Annotated in this window: 9 protein-coding genes and 1 tRNA gene; 4 read left to right on the plus strand and 6 right to left on the minus strand. The window is 58.7% G+C overall.

Annotated elements, in window-relative coordinates; all coding sequences use genetic code 11:
* Together BOSE62_RS11225 and BOSE62_RS11230 are read left to right on the plus strand one after the other, a co-directional pair.
* Positions 1-3,426: an efflux RND transporter permease subunit gene (locus BOSE62_RS11225; RefSeq protein ID WP_159646160.1), complete on the plus strand. Its 3,426-nt coding sequence runs from the start codon at positions 1-3 to the stop codon at positions 3,424-3,426.
* A gap of 71 nt (positions 3,427-3,497) precedes the next feature.
* Complete coding sequence (locus BOSE62_RS11230; protein ID WP_159648018.1) at positions 3,498-4,703, plus strand: DUF445 domain-containing protein; 1,206 nt, start codon at positions 3,498-3,500, stop codon at positions 4,701-4,703.
* On the opposite strand, the gene BOSE62_RS11235 is transcribed toward BOSE62_RS11230, so the two are convergent.
* Together BOSE62_RS11235 and BOSE62_RS11240 are read right to left on the minus strand one after the other, a co-directional pair.
* On the minus strand, positions 4,700-9,376 hold the full coding sequence (locus BOSE62_RS11235; RefSeq protein ID WP_159646163.1) for an NAD-glutamate dehydrogenase: 4,677 nt from the start codon (positions 9,374-9,376) through the stop codon (positions 4,700-4,702). The two genes, BOSE62_RS11230 and BOSE62_RS11235, sit on opposite strands and share 4 nt — an antisense overlap.
* Before the next feature lie 194 nt (positions 9,377-9,570).
* Positions 9,571-10,926 (minus strand): PAS domain-containing protein, encoded by a 1,356-nt coding sequence (locus BOSE62_RS11240; RefSeq protein ID WP_201295664.1) that lies wholly within the window; start codon positions 10,924-10,926, stop codon positions 9,571-9,573.
* A gap of 229 nt (positions 10,927-11,155) precedes the next feature.
* On the opposite strand from BOSE62_RS11240, the gene BOSE62_RS11245 reads away from it, so the two are divergent.
* Positions 11,156-11,231 (plus strand) — tRNA-Thr (locus tag BOSE62_RS11245).
* Between the two features lie 207 nt (positions 11,232-11,438).
* On the opposite strand, the gene BOSE62_RS11250 is transcribed toward BOSE62_RS11245, so the two are convergent.
* The 3 genes from BOSE62_RS11250 to BOSE62_RS11260 are packed head-to-tail and all read right to left on the minus strand — an operon-like array spanning position 11,439 to position 13,739.
* Positions 11,439-13,055 carry a recombinase family protein gene (locus BOSE62_RS11250; RefSeq protein WP_159646166.1) on the minus strand — a complete coding sequence of 539 codons (1,617 nt, stop codon included), beginning with the start codon at positions 13,053-13,055 and terminating at the stop codon, positions 11,439-11,441.
* Positions 13,048-13,506, minus strand: a complete 459-nt coding sequence (locus BOSE62_RS11255) for a DUF2924 domain-containing protein (RefSeq protein ID WP_159646169.1) — start codon at positions 13,504-13,506, stop codon at positions 13,048-13,050. Before BOSE62_RS11255 ends, BOSE62_RS11250 begins: the two co-directional genes overlap by 8 nt.
* Positions 13,503-13,739, minus strand: a complete 237-nt coding sequence (locus BOSE62_RS11260; RefSeq protein WP_159646172.1) for a DUF3489 domain-containing protein — start codon at positions 13,737-13,739, stop codon at positions 13,503-13,505. Before BOSE62_RS11260 ends, BOSE62_RS11255 begins: the two co-directional genes overlap by 4 nt.
* A gap of 78 nt (positions 13,740-13,817) precedes the next feature.
* Here BOSE62_RS11260 and BOSE62_RS11265 point away from each other — a divergent pair, with 78 nt between their 5' ends.
* Positions 13,818-14,174 (plus strand): hypothetical protein, encoded by a 357-nt coding sequence (locus BOSE62_RS11265; protein ID WP_159646175.1) that lies wholly within the window; start codon positions 13,818-13,820, stop codon positions 14,172-14,174.
* 252 nt (positions 14,175-14,426) lie between these two features.
* Here the strand turns inward: BOSE62_RS11265 and BOSE62_RS11270 are convergent, their stop codons facing one another.
* Positions 14,427-18,482, minus strand: a complete 4,056-nt coding sequence (locus BOSE62_RS11270) for an NACHT domain-containing protein (protein ID WP_201295665.1) — start codon at positions 18,480-18,482, stop codon at positions 14,427-14,429.
* Between the last annotated feature and the right edge of the window lie 126 nt (positions 18,483-18,608).

Genomic DNA, 18,608 nt, shown 5'->3' on the forward strand with positions numbered 1-18,608 from the left:
ATGAATCTTCGCAATATTTCAGCCTGGAGCACCCGCAATCCGGTCGTGCCAATGGTGCTGTTTGTGGCCTTGCTCCTTGCCGGTCTGCTCAGTTTCAACCGGATGGATGTGGTCAACAATCCGGACGTTGAATTTCCGGCTGTTTCTGTCCGAATTTCGCAGCCCGGTGCCGCTCCGACGGAAATCGAGAACCAGATCACCCAAAGGGTCGAGGCAGCGGTCCGGTCGATCAGCGGTGTCAAGAATATCAGCTCGACGGCCAGCGAAGGCAGCAGCAGCACCTTTGTAGAATTTGAAATTGGCGCGGATGTCAACGACAGTGTCAACGAAGTAAAAAATGCCGTCGACCAGGTCCGCGGATCGCTGCCCGACGGCATTCTGGAGCCACAGATATCCAAGGTCGACGTCGCTGGTGGACCGATCGGTTATTTTGCGGTTAAAGCCGATGACATGACAGTCGAACAGCTGAGCTGGTTCGTCGATGATACAGTCGCCAAACGATTGCTTACCGTCAATGGTATGGCAGAGGTCAGCCGCTTTGGCGGCGTCGACCGTGAAATCCGTGTGATTTTGAAGCCCGACCGGATGCAGGCGCTCGGCGTGACCGCCAATCAGATCAACAGCGTGCTGCGCCAGGTAAATATCAATGCCGCCGGTGGTCGCGCGGAGGTCGGAGGTACCCGCCAGTCGGTCCGCGTTCTCGGCAATGCCGACGATGCCTATGAATTGTCGCAAACCCAGATTGCACTACCCAACGGTCAGGTCATCAAGCTGAGCGATGTCGCGGAGGTTAGCGACTCCTTCGGCGAGCGCAGTTCGATCAGCAAAGTCAAGGGCGTGGAGGTTGTCAATTTCTCCATGGAACGGGCACGCGGTGCTTCCGACGTCACGGTCTACGATGCAGCGATCGAAATCATGGACAAAATCGAGGCCGAAAATCCGGGGATCGAGTTCATTCCGCTGGGCACCAGCGTCGATTATACAAAATCGCAATATAGAAGTTCGATGCTTGCGATGATCGAGGGTGCCATATTGGCGGTGGTTGTGGTCTTCATCTTTCTGCGCGACTGGCGCGCTACGGTCATTTCGGCCATTGCCATCCCCCTGTCGGCAATCCCCACTTTCTGGTTCATGGATCTGCTCGGATTCAATCTCAACTTCCTCTCTCTTCTGGCACTGGGTCTGGTGGCCGGTGTGCTTGTTGATGACGCTATTGTGGAGATCGAGAATATCGTGCGCCATATGCGCATGGGAAAAACCGCCTATCAGGCGTCGATCGACGCCGCCGATGAAATCGGCCTTGCCGTGGTTGCGACTTCTTTCTGCATCGTCGCCGTCTTCCTGCCGGTTGGCTTGATGCCCGGAATATCCGGCCAGTTTTTCAAGAATTTCGGTATTACGGTCGTTGTCTCGGTTCTGATGAGCCTGGCAGTTGCGCGTATGATCACGCCGATGATCGCAGCCTATTTCCTGAAGGCCAAGGGCCATGCGGAGCATGGCGAAGGCATCTGGATGGATCGCTATATGCGACTGCTGCAATGGGTTCTCGACCGCAGCGAAGCCGACCGCATCCGGGAAAATCTTGTGCCGGCCAAAGCCGCCTGGTGGCAATATCTGTGGGGCTTCGTGATGTTCACCCTGATCGTTGTCGCATTCCTGGCTCCAGCCTTCGCGGTGGGTTTCCTGCTGAACGGACTGCTGGAGGCGCTGATACCCAGTGACCTTCTCCGGGCCCTTCTCAGTCTCGCTGCCGGCATTGCTGTGGGCGGGCTTGCCGGATATTTCGTGGCCTTCCTGTTCAGAATTCTTTCGGGGGTCATCGGCGGTCGTTTTGCCGACTGGTACGCCTATCGTTCCGGCCGTTTCCGGGCACGCGCCCATGATCACCGGATGTGGATGATGGGCGTCGGGATAATAGCCTTCGTCCTGACCGTGATTCTCTTCGCTATCACCCCGCAGGAGTTTCAGCCGGTCACGGATCAGGATACGAGCCGGGTCGAGATCGAAGTCGTTCCTGGCACCACTCTGGAGCAGACCGAAAAAATCGCCGATAGAGTGTCCGAACTGATGTATGCACAGCCGGAAGTCGACCGGGCCTTGACACGGGTACGCGAGACCAATGCCACGGTGTTCGTATCTCTCAAAAAGGACCGGAGCAAAACCTCGATCGAATTCGAACGCGGCTTGCTGCCGGAACTTCAAAAAATTCCCGATGCCAGGATTTCCTTCCAATCGCAGAGCGGTGGCGGTGGAACCGGCCGGGATATTTCAATCATGCTGACGGGCTCTGATCCGGAATTGCTCGATGCCACAGCGGCGCAATTGGTCGAACAGATGAAAGATATCAAACTGGTCCGCGCTCCGCGGATCGCGGCCGACCTGAGCCGGCCGGAAATCATCATCACGCCCTATCTCGATCTGGCGTCCCAGCTCGGCGTCACCACCGCCACACTCAGCCAGACAATCCGCATTGCCACACTCGGGGAGATCGACCAGAACGCCGCGAAATTCTCCCTTTCGGACCGGCAGATTCCGATCCGCGTCATGTTGCCGCTCGAATCGCGTAACGATCTGACCACCATCCAGAACCTGCCGATTCCGATTGCCAGTGGCGGCACCGTGCCGCTCAGCCGGGTAGCCAAGGTGAGCTTCGGCTCCGGGCCTACCTCGATCCAGCGCTATAACCAGAACCGGCGGACCTTTGTCGGAGCGGATCTGGCACCGGATGTGATCAAGGGCGAGGCGATGGAACAGATCTTCGACCTGCCGATCATGAAAGACCTGCCGACCGGCGTCTCCAACGAGGCATTTGGCGAGGACGAATGGCAGGCCGAACTGGCGGTAAATTTCATGATCGCCCTGATTTCCGGTATCTTGCTGGTCTTTGCGACGCTGGTCCTGCTTTACAAGCGGGTGATGTCGCCGCTGGTCAATATGGGCTCGCTGGCACTTGCGCCGCTCGGTGGCATATTCCTCGTGTGGCTCTGGGGTCTGTCGCTATCCATGCCGGTCTTGATCGGGGTGCTCATGCTATTGGGTATCGTCAGTAAGAATTCGATCCTGCTGATCGACTTTGCGATCGAGGAAATGCAGAAAGGCGTGCCCAAATTCGAAGCGATCATGGATGCCGGGCACAAACGTGCCCAGCCGATTGTGATGACCACAGTCGCCATGACGGCGGGTATGGTACCCACCGCTCTCTCCCTGTCCGGCGACGGCGCCTGGCGCGCGCCAATGGGGGTTGTCGTGATCGGTGGCCTGATCGTTTCAACCTTGCTGACGCTAGTTATCGTACCGGCCGGATTCAGCCTGGCGGACGGGTTCGAACGCCGCGCGGGTCCATGGCTCCGCAACCGGCTGCTAACGTACAAGACCGGCGACGACCGGCATGACCGGCCCGGGGCAGAGGTTCAGCCCGCCGAGTGAAGCCGATATCGTCTCAGAGCAGCAGCGGCGGAATCAACCCCGCTACCAAAGCGGGCAATGCCGGCCGGGATATGAAGATCATCGCCACCGGCATGCTGGTGGTGATGGCGATCATCTATTTTGCCGCCAAAAGCTATGAAGCGGTGCATCCCGCTCTCGGGTTCGTGCGCGCCTTTGCCGAAGCCGCGATGGTTGGCGGGCTGGCCGACTGGTTTGCCGTCACCGCCCTGTTCCGCCATCCCATGGGCCTGCCGATACCGCACACCGCAATCATTCCGCGCAACAAGGATCGCATCGGTGACACGCTTGCCAATTTCCTCAAGGATAATTTCCTCATTTCCCGTCTGGTCGCGCAACGCATGCGCCATGTCGACCTTGCCAGTGGCATCGGCCGCTTTCTGCAATCGCCAAGTGGCGGCGAAGGCCGACTGAAATTCGGCGCGTCACGACTTTTGGGCGACGCCATTGCCTCGCTCGACAAAGACCGGCTGGGCACGATGTTCAAGGGCGCAGTCAAGAAACAGGCGGTCGGACTCGATATTGCGACACCCATGGGTCAGATTCTGGCCGCGGTCATGGCGGAAAACCGGCACGGACCGCTGATCGATTCGAGCATTCGCTGGGCCTATCGAACGCTGGACACCAACGAGGCGGTGATCCGTAAAATCGTTACCGACCGTGCCAATGCGGTGATGCGCTGGACGGGTCTGGACGACCGGGTTGCCAACGAGGTGCTGGATGGCCTCTACAAGCTGATGGCGGACATGGCGGCCGATCCCCATCATCCGGTCCGGGCGAAAACCGAGGAAAGCCTCGAGCAGCTGGCCCGCGAATTGCAAAATGATCCGGACCTGCGCGAAAAGGTCAATGAATGGAAGCTCGAGATGATCGAGAATCCGGCGATTGCCTCATGGCTCGACGGCATCTGGGAACAAGGCAGGGAAGCGCTCTTGCGATCAGCACGTGATCCCGATGCGGCTATGGCCGGTCAGTTTGGCGATGCGCTGATCCAGCTGGGCAACAGCCTGCAGCAGGACAAGCAGCTCAACCGGCAGATCAATCGTTTCGGGCGGCGGGCGGTGATCGGTGTTGTCGACAGCTATGGCGACAATATCGTCAAGCTGGTGTCCGAAACGATACGCGGCTGGGACACGCAGACGATTACCGACCGGGTCGAAAATGCGGTCGGCCGCGATCTGCAATTTATCCGCGTGAACGGCACGCTGGTTGGCGGGCTGGTCGGCCTGTCCCTGCACACGCTGGGCTACTGGATCTAGCGCGAAAGCAGAAGGCGCGCCTGTCCGGCAATCTGCGCCAGCATCGCAATCGACGGCTTCGGCGTCTGCTGCGCCCGGTCCATGATCTTGCGGAACTGCGCCACCCGGGCGATATTGCGTTCCGCCCAGCTGTCGACGAATTGCTGCATGTCCTTGCCGCGGGTACGGCGCAGAAAATCGAGCCGCATCTGCTGGAAATCACGGGCCAGGCCGGCGACGAGCAGGCGGTCCCAGGGATCGGACGGATTGATCCGGGTCGCGGTCATCTGCGCCCAGTCCAGGCCAAGCTGACTGCCGAGACCGGTAAAGGCCGTGGCAACCTCCAGCGCATCAATATCCCGGCTATGGGCCAGATAGGCGATACCGGCCGCGCCGTCATTCTTGTAGATATTGGCGATCTTGCCGGCGATCTCCGAAGTGGCCCCCGCCTCGACCAGCAGCTTCACCTGACGTGACGCCTGCAAGCGGCCTTCCGCGGTTATCAGGCTTTCGACATTTTCGTTGAGCAGGGTCACGCCGGGCGCCAGCATTTCGACGGTATCGTCAATCCGGTCATCCGAAACGCCGATCCGCATCAGATCCGCCATATGCGAGCGCAGGACATAGGCAAGCCGGTCAAACAGCGTGATCCGGATATCTTCCGCAATCTCCGCTACCTCCAGCGCGTGCCACAGCCGGTCGGCGTGGAACAGACGTTCTGCCATGACAAAGGCCCGCGCGACCTCGCCCAAGGTGCAGCCTTCTTCCTCGGCCAGTTCGAACGGGTCGATCAGCCCGAGCCGGTTGATCATTCGGTTGGCCAGTTTTGTGGCTATGATCTCGCGGCGCAACTGATGGCTGAGAATGGCTTCGCGATGGCCTTCCTGCATTGCCGGCGGAAAGGCCTGCAGCAATTCGCTGTCCAGCCCCGGGTCATCCCCCAGGTCGCTATTTTCAATCGCATCCTGCAGAGCAAGCTTGGCAGTGGATATCAGCACCGCCAGCTCCGGCCGATAGAGGCCCCGGTTTTCCTGGCCGCGGCGGATCAGGTCCTCGTTACTGGCCAGCCCTTCCACCGTCCGGTTCAACTGACCCTGTTCCTCGAACTGCTCGATCAGGCGGACATAGGATGGCAAGGATTTCGCTCCCCCCATTTCGGCGATGGACAGGCCCAGAGCCTGTAACCGGTTGTCTTCCAGCACCAGCGCGCCGACATCATCGGTCATCGATTTGAGCAGCTTGTTTCGCGCCGCGGGCTGCAGATTGCCGCTTGCCAGTTCCGCATTGAGGGCAATCTTGATATTGACCTCGTTGTCGGAGCAATCGACGCCGGCGCTATTATCGATAAAGTCCGTATTGATCCGCCCGCCGCCCGCGGCAAAGGCGATACGCGCGGCCTGTGTGATACCCAAGTTGGCTCCCTCGCCGATAACCTTCACACGCAATTGTTCGGCATTGACGCGAATCTTGTCATTGGCCGGATCGCCGACTTCGATATGATTTTCCGCCGCCGCTTTCACATAGGTACCGATCCCGCCAAACCACAGAAGATCGGCATTGCATGCCAGTATCGCTGCCATCAGCCTCGACGGTGTTGTCTCCATATCTTCGGCCAGACCGAGCATTCTGGCGGCCTGGTCGGAAAGCTTGATCGTTTTCGAACCGCGCGAAAATACCCCGCCGCCTTCCGATATCAGTTCCTTGTCATAATCTTCCCAGCTGGACCGCGGCAAGTCGAACAGTCTTTTCCGCTCAATCCAGCTTTTCGCCGGATCGGGATCCGGGTCGATAAATATATGCCGATGGTCAAAGGCAGCCACGATCTTCAGGCTCTTCGAAAGCAGCATGCCATTGCCGAACACGTCGCCCGACATGTCGCCGACCCCGACCACCCGGACCGGTTCGCTCTGGATATCGATTCCCGATTCAGCAAAATGACGCTGGACGGAAACCCAGGCGCCACGCGCGGTAATCCCCATCGCCTTGTGATCATAGCCGTTGCTGCCGCCGCTAGCGAAAGCATCGCCGAGCCAGAAACCGCGATCAATAGCGATCTGGTTGGCGATATCGGAGAAGCTTGCCGTGCCCTTGTCCGCCGCGACGACAAAATAGGGATCATCCTCGTCGAGCCGCTGCACTCTGGCCGGCGGTACGATCTTGCCCTCGACGATATTGTCGGTCAGCGACAACAAGGCCGAGATGAAGATTTTATAGGCTTCCACCCCTTCGGCGAGAAACGCGTCACGGTCATCGCCGGAGGGCAGTTGCTTGGCAAAAAAGCCGCCCTTTGCGCCGGTCGGCACGATGACTGCATTCTTCACCCGCTGGGCTTTCATCAGGCCCAGTATTTCGGTGCGGAAATCGTCGCGCCGGTCGGACCAGCGCAGGCCGCCACGGGCCACCGGCCCGGCCCGCAAATGTATACCTTCGACCCGCGGACTGTAGACAAATATCTCGCGCCACGGCACCGGCGCCGGCAGTTCCGGAATCCTGGCGCTCTCGATCTTGAAGGCCAGAGCTTCGCCGGCCTGATAGGCAAACGCATTGGTCCGCAATATCGATTCAATGACCGCGCGGAACAGCCGCAGGATGCGGTCATCGTCAATGGCGTGTACGCTGATCAGCGCTGCGTCCATGTCGCGTGTTGCCAACTGGGTTGCTTTCGCGCGATCACCGTCAAAATCCGGATCATGCAGAGCGCGGAAAATCGTGATCATCGCAGCGGTGACGGCCGGTGCTTCGGCCAGCGCTTCTACAACCGTATTCAGACCATAGCTGAGACCCGTCTGTCGCAAATAGCGGAACCAGGCCCGCATCCACACCGTCGAGCGCGCATCGATTCCCGCGGTCGTGATCAGCTGGTTGAACGCATCATTTTCCGCCTCGCCGTCGAGCACATTGGTGATGGCCGCCTCGATTTCATCGGCACGGGCGATCAGACGGTCGCAGCGCTCCTCGGACCGCAGTTCGAGCAGGAAATCGTGAATGAAACCCAGACGCCCATCGTCCAGCGGAGTCGGCACCGATTCGCGCACGATAAAGCCGAAGTTTTCCAGTTTCGGGACTGCATCCGACAGCGGCAGCGCACCGCCCAGATGATAAATTTTCAGCCGCAGCAGATTGTCGGCATCGCTGGCAAGGCGGTAAAGCCGGGTGGAACGCTGCCCGCCGCGCTCCAGCTTGAACAGACGCAGGATATCCTTGGCCGCCTCCAGCGCACCATAGGTCGACTGGTAGGTGCCCGGGAAGCAATTGGCATAGCGCTGCGCCAGAACCGCGGCCCGGTTTTCCTGACCCGCTTCGCGCAGGTTGCGCTCGACTTCCGGCTTCCAGCCCCGGACCATATTTTCAAGTTGCTGGTCGAGCAGATCGGGATCCGGAATTCTGCCGTCGGCTCCCATGTCGAGCGTATAGCGCAGAGAAGAGACTCCACCCTCTTCAAGCGTATTGGACCAGCTCAGAATTTTTGCGCCGGTTGCCTCCGTCAGCATTTGCTCGACATTCTGCCTGCGTTCGGTCGAAAGCTGCTCGCGCGGGAGCCAGACAAAGGCGAAGAGATGGCGGGCGAGCGGCGAGATCACGCTATGCAGTTTGGGGCGCGGCCGATCGATCAGCGACATCGAGATCAGCGCCAGTTTCTCCAGATCATCCTGTGCAAAGGTGATCAGCAGATCATGCGGCAAAGAGGTGAGCGCATGGGTCAGGCTTTTCCCGGCGTGGCCCGATACCGAAAATTCAAACTTGTCGAACAGCCGGGTGAGTTGGGTTCGCAACACCGGAATATTCTCGGGAGAAGCGGCCAGCGCGGCGCTGGTCCACATGCCGGAGATGATCGACAGCGCCGTGATCTTGTTCTTTTTCCTGACCGGGACGATGATCAGGTCCATCAGCACATGCCGATGCACTGTGGACAGCTGGTTGGACTTGATAATCAGCGGTGCCTTGCCGCCATTTTCAAACCATTCGAACGCGCGCCGCCTGCTTTCATCGGATAGTATCGGTTGCGGGCGCATCCGGGCCAGACCGAGCCGCTCGGTACGGCCGCCCTTGGTATCGACCATTTCGTGGCCGAGCAATGTCAGGTTGCGGTCGAGGAACCAGCGGAGCAGCGTCGCCCCTTCTCCCTCGGGCAAACCGTCGGCATTCTCACCCAGCACGATCTGCAATTTCAGCCAGTCGGTCACCGCCGCGGCGACATCCTTGAGATTCGCGCGCAGCGCCTTCACCAGTTCCCGGCGGACACGGGCGTCGGTTCGCTCCAGCTCGATATAGATAACCGATTCGCGCTTTTCACCGGGGGGGGCCTGCTCGACAAGCTCGATCAGCTGCCCTTCGGCATCGCGGCGCACGGCAACCACCGGGTGGATCAACCGTTCGATGGTCAGGCCGAAACCGGCAATCGTCGCGCAAACCGAATCCACCAGAAACGGCATGTCGTCATTGACGATCGCGAGGCGCAAGTGCCGGTTGTCATGCTGGCCGCTGACGCTTTCCAGCGACAGGTTCGCTTCGCTGCCACGACGTTCCTGGGCGGATCGCAAGGTGAACCGCGCGGCTTCCTCGCAGGCCTGTTTGTCAAAACCGATATTTTCGCCGGGCAACGCACTCTCGCGAAAGGCAGCCACCAGCTTTTTTTCGAGACCGTCAAGCCTGTTCTGGGCTGACCCGGATTTCCGTTCGCGATTGGCCGCCATTTTACCCCCAAAGTGGATCGAGACGGGTCAGGCCCCGCCAGCATGGCTATGCTATGCGCCCAATCTGCAGCGCGCTCAAGGGCCGAGCCGGTCCTTTTCGCTTGCGATAGGAGAATGTTTTTGACCGTGATATTTCGGTTACATATGTAACTAGAGGCAGGATAGCAACGGCGTCACCGCCGCCGCCCGCAGGATCAGATTTCGGTATGTTTCAACGCCTGGCTGGTCAACTTGTCATTGCCGCGAACCGGTCCGACAATGGACAATTCACCGTCCGAGCCCTTGCGCGCGACGAGCACGACAAATTCGGAATCCCCGGGATCGATATCCTGCAACTGCCGCGACGGCGCTGCACGCAGTTTCACCAGCATGTCCTCTCCGGCCGACCGCAGCTTGTTGAGCAGCCCGGAGGTCCGCCCGGCGGCGCGCTCGGCCTGCACAATCGCTTTCAGACCACCCTCATGCTGACCGAGCAAATCGGCGAGCGCGCCCTTGGCAATCGCATTGCGCTTGGCATATTTCAGCACTGCGGCATATTCGGTCAGCCGCGTCTTGTCATAACCGGTACCAAATACCAGTTTGACGATCGGCGTCATCGGTGCGCGTTCCTGGACCACAAGGCCGCAATCTTCGAGCAGCATCTGATAGTCGTCCGGGAACATCTCGGTCATCAGATAGAAATCATAGGCGTTGCTGATGGCGGCATATAGCGCCGCACGGCTGCGCTGCTCGTTATGCGCGGCATGGTCGGCGCTATTCCGGGCAGCCGCCAGCCAGTCGGCCAGACTCGCGTCCTCGGCCGGCTGATCCGGCGATTGCGCTTCGTCCTGTTGCGGGATGATGGCGAAGGCGGGCGTCAGCTCAAGCGGGCTGGTCGCGGCCTGATCCTCCCGGCCGGTTGCATTCGGTCCGTCTTCCCAGACCGGACCCGCCACCTTGCGTTCGGGAGCCGAGAGCATCGCCTCGGACACTTCCCCTTCGATCTCCCGCTGGACGGTATCGGCGGCCACTTCCTTCCAGTTGATGACGCCGTAGATAAAATCTATCGTGTCATCATCGGTCGAGAAGGGCAGCAAAATACCGCGATACATGATCGTGATGCCTGCATGATTGACAAATTCCGCCTCGAAGCCGATCGGCGCCTGATTGGCGATGATCTGCAGATAATGGTCGGTGATGCGCGAAAGCAGGGAACGCGCCGGCACATCGGCAACCGCGGTGATCGACGCGTCGATCTTGCACTCCTCGCGCAGTGCGCGGCCGAGAAACTGGATCGCGGGATTCTCGATGCCGTTGGTGAAATCGAGCAACACGCTATTGGGTCCGAAATCATCGTCCGATTCGGGCGACAGGTCCTCGACATTGGGAAAATGCCGTTCGCCCAGCAGGCTGGCCCAGAAATTATAGGCGCGTACATGCATGCGCCGCTCGTCCTGGCTGATCGGTGGTGGCGCCTCGACCGCGGCGTCATCGTCTTCAAAGACCGTGTAATCAGGTGCCGATAGCAAATCCTGATCGCCGAGTTCATTGTGAGTCCGTAGGTTTTCCATGCTGCCCCATCGCGATTGCATCAATTCCACACCGGTCTGCACCACCATGGTAAATATATGGTAAATATCCGGATATGAGGCCCAGAACCGGCAGGTGCGGGCCGGAGAGCGCCACAATGGCAAGCGCGCGAAATATCGACTGCGCACTCTTGTCACGGCACGGCTCTGCTGTTAATGGCGCGCGATCAATGGAAAAGGCATGAGGTCTACCCTCCTCCGTTTCATCGATGCCGCTTTAGCTCAGTTGGTAGAGCATCGCATTCGTAATGCGGGGGCCAGAGGTTCGAATCCTCTAAGCGGCACCACCCAGTTTTTCCCATTTCCGAGCGTCTCTGCACCTGCCTCGATATGGCATAATTAATGAATATTTATCAGTAACTTACGTGAACGCCGCCCATCCCCTTTGCGACCAGAGACGCTTTGTCGGTGGCGGAATGCTGCCAATATGGCCCATCGTCTCAGAGGGCCATTTCGTGGCTGTCAGATGCACATTGAGATTTTGGGCTGCGCGGTCAGGCGAACCCGAACATTTTCCTCTGACTCGGCCAATCAAGCGGGATAGCATTGGCGCGGGTGAGCTTGCGACCGGTCAGATCAACCGGCTGTGTCCCATCCATGATGGCTGCAATGATATCGGGCGCGAGCCACGAGATACGAACCAGCTGTCCCAGGTACCGTCGGCTGTAATCTGAAAGTGCAGGATTGGCTTTGCCGGTGAGGAGAAGGTCTTGTGCAGCAAAGGCTTGGGCGACCAGCTTTTGCAGTGTGGCATTGGGAGCGGGCTTGATGTTCGCGTTGGTAGGCGGAATGGTAAATTTCAGCTCACTGCCCTGTTTTGCCAGTTTTGCATCAATGCTGACTTCTGCTCGTTCCGCTTCAACGTGGGGCTTGAAACTGAGGATGACCTGGTCTTTCTGGATTTGCACGTTGACGTTGTGATCCAACAATATCTTGCGCTTCTCGTGAATGGCAGCATTCTGAAGGCGATTAGCGATCTCGCTACTCGCGGCCATCTGATCCTTGATGAAATTGGCATCGCCCGATGCCGGCGCAGTATCAGCAATTGCCCTCGCAAGAGCGTCTATCACCAGTCTTTCAATTTCTCCCGATGGCAATCTCCCTACCAGATTCTTGTCATCACCCGGCTCAAGCCTCGTGACATAGTAACGAAATCGCTTAGATCCTGTCGAGGCATGCGTTGGGGTCATTGGCCTTCCATCAGGATCGGTGATCAAGCCTGCGAGCAGGCTGGGATTGCTGGACTTCTTGCCCAGGGCATTGTCGCTTCGGTTGGCAGCGAAGATGCTCTGCACCTCATCAAACAATGCCTGATCAATGATGGCTTCATGCTCGCCATCATAAATGGCGTCTTTGTGTCGGACCTTGCCGGTGTAGATCGGGTTTTTGAGCAACTGGCTCAGTGCGCCGGTGCGAAATGCGACGCCGCCGATTTGCCGGCCATCTTTGTAGAGACGGACCTTGGTACGATATCCCTTAGCTGCAAGTTCATCAACCAGTTGGGGTACGGATTGAAGCTCGGTATATCGCCGGAACAAGTGGCGGACGGTATCAGCTTCGCGGGCGTTAACAACCAACTTGCGGTCACCAAGTTCATATCCAAGTGGAACCGGGCCGCCCATCCACATGCCCTTTTTCTTGGAGGCTGCAATCTTGTCGCGGATACGTTCCCCTGTGACCTCCCGCTCGAACTGGGCGAATGATAGAAGGACATTGAGCGTCAGCCTGCCCATGCTGGTAGTGGTGTTGAAGGACTGGGTCACGCTGACAAAGCTCGCATGGTGCTCGTCCAGGATATCGACGATCTTGGCAAAGTCAGCCAATGACCATGTCAGACGGTCGACCTTGTAGACTACGATGACATCGACCTTGCCGGCGATCACATCCTGCAGAAGTTGCTTGAGGCCGGGTCTCTCCATGGAACCACCGCTAAAACCGCCATCATCATAAAGCTCGGATGTCCCTTCCCATCCCTCGTGGGTCTGGCTCAATATATAAGCAGCACATGCCTCGCGCTGGGCATCCAGACTGTAGAAATCCTGCTCCAGCCCATCCTCGGTCGATTTGCGGGTATAGATGGCGCAGCGGGTTTTTCTCTTCGCCTCAGGCATTGATCATAGCCTTGGGATTGAAACCACTTCGCTTCCTCAATCCAAAAAAGCGGGGGCCGGACCAGTGTGCGCCGGTGATTTCTTCAGCGATGTGGCTGAGGCTTCCAAACTGCCTGCCATCATATTCGAAACCCTCATCTCCCACGAGCACGTGATAGCTTTTGCCATTCCATGTTCGAACCAGCCGTGTGCCTAGCTTGAGCGCAATTTCAGGAGGCATTCCTGCCAGACTCGATTTTGCCAGCTTCTTTTGCAGTTTTGATATCCGCATTTTGACCGAGGGCGTCGGTCCGCCATGCATGCGTTCTTGCAAGCGCCAGGCGATAGCCCGACGCAGCAGATCGGGCGCTGCTTCTGGTGCTGGTTTGCGGAAGGTATCCCGCCAAAGGGATCGAAGTTGGGCCGGCGGCATGGCGGCCAGTTCTGACAACCGGTTTTCCAGATCGCTCATGAGGATGCGTCCTCACCCGATGGTTCCGCGGTGATGCGATAGGCGGTACCTTCGTCCCCTCGCTGCTCCCGGGGGAGCTCAAAGCCCTTCTTGCGCAGCCCGGTCAGAAAGGCGCGGGCACTGTGTGGCTGCCAGCTGGTCGCTTTGCATATCTCGTCCAGCGAAGCGCCCGTGGCTCGGCCTAGCAGCGCGATAACTTTATCGGACTTGGTTTGCGGTTTTGTAGTTGGCATTTGGGTTCTCCAGTATGGCGCTGGAGGATCCAGCGCTTCCACTGACCCAAGCCGCGGATGGTAAAAAGACCCAGCGGCATGTCGCGAACATTGCCCTGCGACACCGCACCAATGCTCGAACAAACGCTGCAGTCCAGCGGTTTATCTGCAATAATGCAAAAGCTGCTACTGGACTTGCGCGAGGAAACGAGCGTTGTTGGGAGCATGGTAAGTGATGACAAATTTGATGCAACCAAAGTGCGAGGCGCTCTGTTTGCACTCATTGCGGCTCGGCTGGAAGATGCTCATGAAATTGCCGTGAGAGGACAGTCTTCGAAAGCCGATCAACAGCGGATTTGGCAGCTAACCAGAGATCTTGAAGGCAACCTGGAGAAGATCCGGATCTTGTTGAACGCGTCGACGATTGTTTCAGAATTGAGAGAAGAGAAATCATAATAGCCCCAATTGCCACAGGTCGGCGATGCGTCCAATTTTTGTCGTTTTGCGAATTCGCTCTCACATCCAACAACAGACATCGTAGAAAACAAACCGATGAAGACTCTTACCCGCTCTGGCTATTTCTCCAATTCGATTGCTCAATCTCTGCAAGCGAGCTCTACCGAAACGTAATCGGCACAATCATGCAAAATTTGGCAACTGCCGGCGCGCCCGAACGGCGACATTTCGATTCCATGAGTTGTGTAAACACTATTCTGCAGATGCATCCGGGTCAGGCGTCATGATCGGCCACGGTTTACCAGACGAAAGATCGGGGTGACGCGGCTCCGAAACAGGAACCCCGTGTTCGTCCCGAATGAGGTCAATAGCGGTCAGACATCGCGCGGCGGCATCTGCAGGGCCGCCATCGGCTGTCCGCGCGAGCAGCGCTTGCCGCAATTCGGCGCCGGGAACAGGCACTACGTTGTATGCATTGCTCCAGTTTTCGACGGGGACGTGTTCGGTGACAACGGCTTCAATCGTGCGCCAATTCAGCATGGGCCGCCTCTGCTTGCTCTCGATATCAACCAAGAGCAGTATCCCCTCGTCGTCGGGGTTTTCAGAGACGGCCCTTGCAAGAAGCGCGAGAGCGGGTGAAGGTGCGCCATCTTTCAGTAGGTCATAGACTTTTCTGCGCACTTCCGGAAATTTCTCGATCAGTGCGCCAAGTTCGCGCGACGCCCGCCAGCCATCGACCGATCTGGCGTTAAACGCGCCATTCGCCGTAAGCTCAATGAGTCGGTGCGCGGATGAGACTGTACCCAGCTTGAGTGCCGCCGCACGCCATTGATAGTTCTCGTAGAATCGCGGGTCTTGTTCGGCGAGATCGAACAAGGCTTCTTCAGCGCCCGCCGAGGGGGTTGCAGCGAAACCGCCAACCATTCCTTCCAGAAAGCGCGGCGCGCGTTGTGCATCGGGCATGCTGCGTACAACATCCAGCGTATCGACAGGACGTTTTGTGAAAGGCAACAATCTCAGCCAGTCGCGTAACTCATAGGCATTGCCGTCCATGAGTATCCACGGTTCCGTTTTTGCCGCTTCAAAGGTTTCGGAGATGCCATCGGTGACAAGCTTGCTATCAATTTCGAAGCCGGACAAAATCAATCCGAACAGTAGCTTGGTGCGGGCGCGCCGGTGCGTCAGGGAGATAAGTTCTTCAATTGTGGCGTCGCGCTGTCCGTGCGGGAGGCGCACGGACACGATACCAAGTTCAACCGCCAGCCGCTTCTGGTCATCTGTTGCGCCATCCGCGATGAGCGTTTCGATGACGGAGAAAATCGCTTCCGCTTCGTCGGATGTCGCGGCGGGATCGGCGGCGCGGGCTACGCGTTTTTCCGCGACGCCGCTGAGGTCCGGCTCGCCAAAGAAACGCTGATCCGGCGGCGGTTCGTTTGCGGCTTTCCAGTGTGCGGCGAGGACGCAGGCAGCGAGTTCACCAAAGTGCGGATCGGCAAGATATTCGCACATGAGCGCAGTCGTTTCCGGCGATTTGATCGCCATGAACGCGCGCTGATATTCGTGCGTCAGCGGCCAGCTCGCCTCGTCCCGCGCCTTGCCTTGCCGCCAGCCTGCGGCGGCGGCTTCCTCGCGGAAGGCGCGGTAACGGCGGAGATTCTCGTCCAGCATTCTCTTCAAGAGAGGGAGCAAGCTCACATCCGGCGCGCGACATGCAAGCGCGGCGATGCTCGCAATATGCCGCCGTTCCGCATCGCCGGACGCCAAAACGCGATTGCCCCAATCTTCGATGAGCGCACGGATTGCGGCGCGGTTTTCCGCGTCGAAAGGACGGCCCCGGTCGGCCTCATCGGGGTGGCGTGACAGTAGCCTTGCCAGTCGTGCCATCTGCTCGTCATTTGCTTCAGCGGAGCGCGCCTGTATGGCGGCAACAAGGCTCGCGCCCAGCACATGCGCAATCCTCGATTCAATGTAGTGATAGCGATCGGAGGCCGCCTTGTCATATTTGCCGTCTGCACCACGCAGCCGCGTCGCCGCATCCAGCAACGCATCGATCATGCACCCCACGGACGACGGGCCGAGAACAGAGGCAGCCGCTTCCGCTTTGTCATCAAGGCGTTCAGTTTCCGCCAGTGCGAGCCGCAGCAGATCATCGTCTTCAAGCCCGAAACCGGCACCGGCGAGAATATCGTCCGCCCCATAGAATAGATTCCGCCCCACGCGCACGCGCGCCAGCAAACCTTCGGCCACGGGCTGCGGATAACGGTTCCATGCTTCATAGATGAGCCGCACCGCCGCATCCTGCCTGCCCTCGATCTCCATTTCGGTGATGATGGCGGTGAGTTCGGCGCTCCTGTCCTCACTGTCGGTGGTGAAAATGATCGGGTGCAGCCGGTCATATGTGGACGTGCCGCTTTCTTCCTGCCGCCTGCGCGCAGCGGAAATTCCTTCCTGCACAGCCTCGTCATCCACTTCGTCAACAAGGTTTCTTCGCGCTAAAAGCACAAAGGTAGTGTCTTTTGCGTCATGCAGCAGTTCGGCGATATGACGGTCGGCACGGCGGAATGCCAAGGCCTCAACGACAGATGCTTGCACCTCTGGATCGGGATCATCCTTCGCTACCGTCGTTGCGAGATTGAGGCCGTCCATGCCGCTGTGAATCGCCATTTCATGCAGAAGCACCGCGCGCGGTTGCGAGGGTAGAGCCTGGATGCGCTTTTCTGCGTCCTGTCCGAGCAAGGACGGACGGAAGCGCCTGCAATTGCGCAGCGCCTTCAGGCTTACTTGATCGTTCTCATGCGTGATGAGGGGCCAGATGCGCTCAAGGAATTCCGGCCGCCCTGAGTTCATCATGAAACGGCAGGCCCGGTCGCATTTGCCCGGCGCATGCCAATGACCGATATGTTCTTGAATAGTCTCCGCGATGGAGGCCCAGACTTCGTCCGTCGCGCGGTAGATCATTTCGGCGGCGAGAATAGGGTCGACTTCGAAAGCGGCGAGAACGGCTTTTCCACTGGCAGACTTCTCGGGTGCTCCACCTCGCGACATGCGTTCCACGGCGAAAAGGACAGATTCTTCCCACGCCGGGAGGTTGAAGATTTCCTCTTTCAGCGCCTCGCGTCCTGTGGGGTCATCCACTTCGCTGATGATCCGGCGCTCGACCGTGTGCGACGCATACCATTCCTGCAACTGCTGGTGCTGGAATGAAACACCGGGTGAATCACCGGCCCGCATGAGCACGTGGCTATTGACCAGCACTTCAAGTACGTCACCGGGGTCGGGCTGGGAATTCAACGTCAACTGCCCGTTCTGGGCGAGCAGTGTTCCCGTTTCAGAGATTGACCGCCGCGCGTTGCTATCCGCAATTGCAGTATTCGCCGCTTGGGAGGCAAAAACAGCAAGGCCATCGAGAAAATCTTCCTGGAAACCTTTTGCCACTGCCTGCAGCGCCTCTGCACGGCTGGCTTCCTTTTCGTGGGCGGCGACGAAGTGGCGCAAGATTTCCTCTTTCGTGATTGGAAAAGGCGCGTTCTCGGGAAGCGAAAGCAAGGCCGACAGGTAAAGCGGTATCGTGACAAGCTCGCGCACGCCGGACGTGCGCCAAGCCTGATCTACCATCTGCGCCCCCGCATCGCCGCGCATGGCGACGGCGATCTGCATTTGCTGTTCCTCGCTGAGCGGCAGGAGATCGACGCGCGTTCCCGCGAACAGCACATCAAGCGCCTGCCTGCGCGTTGAGACGGTCAGCCCGAGTTCCGGCATTTCTGCCTTGAGTGTATCGACTTGTACGCGCGCGCGCATGCGTGCCACCGTGTCGAGTTCATTCCAGCCATCCAACAACAATACGACGCCGGGGCGGCTTGCCGCCGCGCGGAAATCATCTTCCGAAATGCCCTTGAGCGCCGGGCGTTGGAGGATCGAACCGAGAACCGTCGCGTCTTCCGTCGTCCACTCGCCGAGCGGCACGATGAGTGGCGTGCCGCTGCCATCCGCCAGCATAGCTTCGGCGATCTGGAAGAGCGTCGTCGTTTTCCCCATGCCGGGGGGCGCGACGAGGATCAAATCATCCAATGACACGACCGCACGCGCAATGGCGTTGGTCGTTGCCGGTTCGCCGAGTCCGTCCACTTCGAGTCTGAGCGGAACAGCTGTGGAGGGCCATTTCGCCGTGTTCCGAAACACCGCAAGATCGGCTTCTGCGGCATTGCGAAGCCGCACGTGTAAATCGTCATCGGGTTGCGGCGCGAGTGATGAAGGTGCTTCATCCCGCAGGACGCGCCGCCATGATTCCTTTTGCGCCAGTTTTTCCACTCGTGCAGACGCTGGACGGTGAATTCATTCACGTCTGAGTCAATGGCCTTGCCGTGGTCGCGGCACATCCAGATACCGTTTTCTGCAGAGGAGCGCTCTGCGGGTGTCATTTTCTCGTCATAGCGC

It is taken from the genome of Sphingorhabdus sp. 109 (assembly GCF_902506555.1).
Taxonomy (GTDB): domain Bacteria; phylum Pseudomonadota; class Alphaproteobacteria; order Sphingomonadales; family Sphingomonadaceae; genus Parasphingorhabdus.

Coding starts and splice junctions, on each gene's coding strand:
- BOSE62_RS11250 (WP_159646166.1), bottom strand. CDS start 13,055: ATGCCTGAGGCGAAGAGAAAAACCCGCTGCGCCATCTATACCCGCAAA.
- BOSE62_RS11260 (WP_159646172.1), bottom strand. CDS start 13,739: ATGCCAACTACAAAACCGCAAACCAAGTCCGATAAAGTTATCGCGCTG.
- BOSE62_RS11230 (WP_159648018.1), top strand. CDS start 3,498: ATGAAGATCATCGCCACCGGCATGCTGGTGGTGATGGCGATCATCTAT.
- BOSE62_RS11240 (WP_201295664.1), bottom strand. CDS start 10,926: ATGGAAAACCTACGGACTCACAATGAACTCGGCGATCAGGATTTGCTA.
- BOSE62_RS11225 (WP_159646160.1), top strand. CDS start 1: ATGAATCTTCGCAATATTTCAGCCTGGAGCACCCGCAATCCGGTCGTG.
- BOSE62_RS11235 (WP_159646163.1), bottom strand. CDS start 9,376: ATGGCGGCCAATCGCGAACGGAAATCCGGGTCAGCCCAGAACAGGCTT.
- BOSE62_RS11265 (WP_159646175.1), top strand. CDS start 13,818: ATGTCGCGAACATTGCCCTGCGACACCGCACCAATGCTCGAACAAACG.
- BOSE62_RS11255 (WP_159646169.1), bottom strand. CDS start 13,506: ATGAGCGATCTGGAAAACCGGTTGTCAGAACTGGCCGCCATGCCGCCG.